The sequence below is a fragment of the Novipirellula sp. genome, from assembly GCF_041583735.1.
GTDB lineage: Bacteria > Planctomycetota > Planctomycetia > Pirellulales > Pirellulaceae > Novipirellula.
Window position 1 is genome coordinate 1 of the sequence record NZ_JBFHFD010000637.1, and the last position, 4995, is coordinate 4995.

The window sequence follows — 4995 nt, forward strand, 5'->3', positions numbered from 1 at the left end:
CATTGGGCCCACTGCGGCTGAGCAACACCAAGTGGCGTGCGCCTTGGCGGACCATCCATTTGGCAATCTCCCATCCGAATCCACCCGCGCCACCGGTGATCAGGTAGCTGGCATCCGAGCGCAGCAGGTGCCCATCCTCGGTGCAGGGCCCGATCGATAAAGCCGATGCCGTTGTTGGATCCGAGGGAAATGACAACACATTTTTGCCGATGTGTTGTCCTTGAGCCATGTAGCGAAACGCGTCGACCGCTTCGTTGATCGGGAACACTTTGTGGGGAAGCGGGGTGTAGACGCCCGATTCAAACAGCGATGATAACTCCGTCACGATCGATGCAATCCGGCTTGGCCGTTGGGCGATGATCTGAGCCAGGTCGATCATGTGATACGAGATGTTGTTCTTGAACGCTGCTAAGCCCACTTTGGAATTCTCGTAGACGTCGATCTTGCCGATCTCTAAGAAACGTCCGAACGGCGCGAGCACCGATAGACTTTTGGGAACAAATTCCCCGGCCAGTGAATTCAGGACCGCATCGACGCCCTCGCCCGCGGTCAGATCCATGATTTGATCCGCAAACTGGACCGTTCGCGAATTCATCACATGACGCACTCCCATCGCGGCGAGCATGTCGCGTTTTTCATCGCTTCCTGCGGTAGCAAAAATCTCGAGTCCCAAGTGCTGAGCCACTTGAATCGCCGCTTGGCCAATCCCACCGGCGGCCGCATGAATCAAAATCTTTTCACCCTGCTGCATGCGAGCAACGTGCTTGATCGCAAAGTGCGTTGTCATAAACACGGTGGGCAGCGTGGCGGCTTGTTCAAACGACAGGTGCGTGGGATGCTTGAACGCCAATCGGTGATCGACGGTGATGTGGCTGCGAAATGCATACGGAGCAATGCCTGAAACGCTGTCGCCGCACTGGATGTCGTTCACATTCGCTCCGGTCGCCACGACGATTCCTGAGAAATCGTCACCAAACCAAAGCAAATCGTCGGTCGTGCCCGGGTACATCCCTAGCGCCTTCATGACGTCTCGAAAATTGATGCCTCCGGCCCTCACGCGAACTTCGATCTCATCGGGACCGGGCGGACGTCGGTGGGTTTCGTTTAGCGTCAAGTGCTCTAAAACACCCGCCTTGGACATCTGCAGTTTGAAGGCAGCGGTATCACCGTTTTCAAGAATCGCTTTGCTTCGTCGCTGTGGAATTTGTTCCAACGTCACTCGCTGCAGTCGATTGACAAATCGCTGGTTGTCACGCAGGGCGATTTCGCATTCACGGTTGTCGCTTGTTATCTCGTCCACCAATTCGTCAATTTCGGAATCACTTGGCTTTGATTCGAGATCAACCAACGTCCACTGAAATTGGTTTGATTCGTTATTCGCGACGCGGCAAAATCCGGTCAATGGCGATGCGGCCAAACCCGTCAACGGGTCGGTTTCATGAACGCTTGTTGCCGAGCGGGTGACGAAATAAACACGAGGATCGGTGGCAAGATCCGTTCCGTCCAGTGCATGAGAAAGCTGCAGTGCACTGAACACCCCTGATTGCTGTTCGGCAAGCAGATGCTCGTGGTGAACCAGTATTGCGTTGTGATCGAGCGTCCAGCAGTGAACGATCTTTGTTCGTTTCGAGTCGCCGAGTCCCGTCTCTGCAAATACGCGATTCAATTCGCTAGCGGTTCCGTCAGTCAAGCTGAACTCGTTTTCGCTGGTTCGCTCAAAAGCGGCCCCCCGCCGCAACGAGATAACACGATCACCTCGCTGCTTGAATTTGGCGGCAACCGATTCACCGACCCCACTCTCATCGACGAACACCAAAATCGTCGCGGAAGTCGGCGACAGCGAGGACGCGGGTGCACGATTCGTGTTTAAATTTCCGTCCGCCGCAGTCACGTTACCGGTGGCTACGTCGTCGACCTGGTGTCCCTGCCGCTGCTGAGCTTGCCATTGGAATTGGTAAAGGTGATCGTTGAATGGAACTCCGTTGTGAGCCGGGGAAACTCTCGCGACTCGGAATCGAGAAATCGACGCGACGGGTTTCCCGCGACCATCGACGACACGGATCGAGTATTCGACCGACATTCCATCGACACGCGAGCGAATAGCGTGGGCCCATAGCTCTGCGGGGATTTCTTGTGAGTGTTGCTGAACCCGCCCGATCGACTCGGGAAGATACATGCAATTGTCATGTCCGTTCTGCCCGCGATCATTTTGCCCCTCCGCATAGCGAGTCCCATGTGTTGCCTGGAAACAGGCGTCTAGCACGGCGGGGTGAATGCAGTATTGCGACGCGTCATCGGCAACTTGATCGGTGACGGTAATCCGTGCGAGAGATTCCTGGTGGATGGGCCAATATTCGGCTGCCTCCGCTTGGTTCCATGCTTCTGCGATTAGCGAAAAGCTCGCTCCAAATCCGTAGCCCAAACCATGCAGGTCGTGATACAAGTCATCGTGCATGATTCTGCGAGGCAAACGCTTGCAAATCTCCTGCAGATCAATCGTTTGTGATTCATTAGCCGGCGGCATCGCGACCAAGCGGCCTTTCGCATGCAGTTCCCACGCTGCGGTGCCCGTTGTACTGTGAACCCAGAATGATTTGGTTTTTTCGTCAAACACCACCTGGATTTTGGGGATGGCGGTGTCGGATACGAATAACGCACTGATGCACTCGAGGTCTTCGACCACGTAGGAATCGTCGGGGAACCATTCGGCGGCGATCGCCATGCCGATCTCAGCAAACCCAGCCGCGGGAAAGACAATGCCGTTCCAGATTTGATGGTCCGTCAAATACGGAAACAGGTGAGGATCAAGATGGAATTGCCACGTCGGTTGGGCAACGTTCAGTCGCTCACCGAGAAACGGATGCAGCGGCGGATCGATCCGGTTGGCGGTGTCTCCCTGGTCCAGCCAATACTCTTGGTAGTTCCAAGGGTAAGTGGGCTGAGGAACGAATTTGCCGGAACTTTGGTTCGCCTCGCACCAATCCACATCGACTCCGTCGAATGCCAGCTTGGTTAGGTTGGTGGCCAATTCGAGTGCTGCATCGGTGTTGCGAGTCAGCGAGTGAGCGATCGTGGCTTGGACCTTTTGATCCGCTAAACAGGCATCGATGGAACTACGTAGCGACGGATGCGGTCCTATTTCGAGGAAGCGGGTTGCCTGGTTGGCCGCCAGTGTCGTGATCGCCGATTCAAATCGCACCGGCTCACGCACGTTGCGCCACCAATAACCGGCGTCCATCTGTGTGCCAGGATATTGCCCGCCGGTGACGGTCGAGACGAAGGGGATCGTTTCGGGGCGAGGGGCCAAGTCCGCCAATGCTTCTAACAATTCGGATCGGATCGGATCCATTTGGTGCGTATGGAACGCGTAATTCAGTCCTAGCCAGCGGACGAAATGTCCACGCTTCTCTAACCTTGCCCCAATCGCTTCGAGCGGTTCGATATCGCCACCGATCGTTACGAGTGACGGGCTGTTTTCCGCGGTGACTTGGACGCGGTCGGCATCGGCGCCGATGAATTCATTTGCCTCGTTCACCGACACTCCGGCAACCAACATGCCGCCCGCCCCGCCGGTTTCGTTTTGCAGTCGGCTGCGGTGATAGATCAGCAGAACGGCATCGTGCAGCGAATAGATGCCTGCGCACCAAGCCGCCGCCACTTCGCCGACACTGTGCCCGACCACCGAAGATGGGTGAACGCCCCACGAAGCCCAAAGCCGAACCAACGCGACCTGGATCGCAAAGATTGCCGGTTGTGCCACTCGAGTTTGTTGGATGTTCGACTCGTTTTCAGGAAGCTCGATCTCCCGCAGCAGGGACCAACCGCTGAGTGATTGAAAGAGTTCGTCGATTTCTTGAATCGTTTCACGCACGATCGGTTCACGCTCGAGCAAACTTTGCCCCATCCCGCACCACTGAGATCCCTGGCCCGTGAAGACGAAAATATTTGCGTTGCGGCTGTTGGCAGCACGGTTTGCGGAGTGGGCCGAGGGGGGAGTTGCCGAGTGGGCTGCCACGATGCCCTCGCCGGATTCGCCGCCGGCGAGCCATTGAGCGAGACGCTGCCGAAGCTGATTTGGCGTCGCTCCGATCACGGCGAGCCGATGATCATGATGCTCCTTGCGGGCCGCGGCCGAATAGCAAAAGTCAGCCAAGTCACCGTCGATTGTCTCGAGCCGTTGGCGATAACGCTCGGCATAAGCTCGCAGTGCCACTTCATCGCGTGCAGTGATTGGCAACACAAATGGCCGCTCTGCGCTGACGTGATCACGGTACGAGTGCACCGGTTCGGGGGCCGCCTGCAACACGACGTGAGCGTTCGTGCCTCCGAAACCGAACGAATTCACCGCCGCGATCGGCTGCTGATCATTGCGTGACCGCAGCGATCGCAATTCGGTGGGAACCTGCAATCGGTAGCGGTCTAGTGGAATGGACGCGTTGGGCGTTTCGTAATTGCGGTTCGCTGGGATTTGTTTGCGATCCAGGACCAAAGCCGCCTTGACCAGACCCGCGACGCCCGACGCGCATTCGAGGTGCCCGATGTTGGTCTTGATCGAACCGATGTAGCAAACGTCGTCATCATCGCGGCCCTGCGACAACACCCGTCCAAGTGCTTCGGCTTCGATCGGGTCGCCCACCGGAGTGCCGGTGCCGTGAGCTTCCATGTATGCGACGTCTTGAGGAGCCACGCCGGCTTCGCGATAGGCCGCGGCTAGCATCTCGCTTTGACCGGCAACGCTGGGCACGGTCATCGAAGAGGTCTGGCCATCCTGGTTGACGACGGCGGATCGCAGGACTGCGTAAATTCGGTCGCGTTGCCTGATCGCCTCGCTCAATGGTTTCAGCAGAACCAAGCCTGCCCCTTCGCCTCGCACATAACCGTTGGCGCGTGCGTCAAAGGCATAGCATTCGCCTGACGGAGACAGCATCGAAGCTTTGCTGAACCCAACACTGGTGTTGGGGGTGATCAATGCATTGACGCCGCCTGCGAGTGCAG

At 57.1% G+C, this 4995-nt stretch carries 1 protein-coding gene; it reads right to left on the reverse strand.

Annotated elements, in window-relative coordinates; translation table 11 throughout:
- Window positions 1–4995: acyltransferase domain-containing protein (locus tag ABX962_RS29930; RefSeq protein WP_372725032.1), on the reverse strand; the 4995-nt coding region annotated here is incomplete at both ends.